The organism is Bartonella sp. CL25QHWL, assembly GCF_042195335.1.
GTDB lineage: Bacteria > Pseudomonadota > Alphaproteobacteria > Rhizobiales > Rhizobiaceae > Bartonella.
Window position 1 is genome coordinate 373 of the sequence record NZ_JBHIOE010000064.1, and the last position, 350, is coordinate 722.

General features: G+C 44.9%; 1 protein-coding gene. It reads right to left on the minus strand.

What is annotated here, in order from left to right:
- Nucleotides 1-350, minus strand: a 350-nt coding sequence (locus tag ACFILY_RS09470) for an alanine-zipper protein (RefSeq protein WP_375673366.1), incomplete at both ends; no start/stop codon positions are given.

Below are 350 nucleotides of genomic sequence, written 5' to 3' on the forward strand. Positions count from 1 at the left end.
CCGCTTTGCCTTTCGCAACAAGAAACGGTGTGGAAATTGAAAGAACCGTTAAATTGGACTGTTTCAGTAAATTGTTTACCTCTTCCGCTAGCACTTTTGTCTGTGAAGCTACTGTATGGGCTGTTGTTGCCGTTGCTAGGGAACTCTTGATACCTCCAAGCTCTTGTTTCGTCGTATCGGCTGTTGTTTTAGCTTCTTCTGCTGTCCTTTTCGCTCTATCAGCTACTTCCTTGGCTTTTTCGGCTTCGCTCTTGGCTTGATAGGCTTGTGAATCTGCCGACTCGGCTTTTTTCTTGGCTTCATCTGAGTACATCCGTGCTAAACTTGCTATAGTCTTAGCATTATCTGCT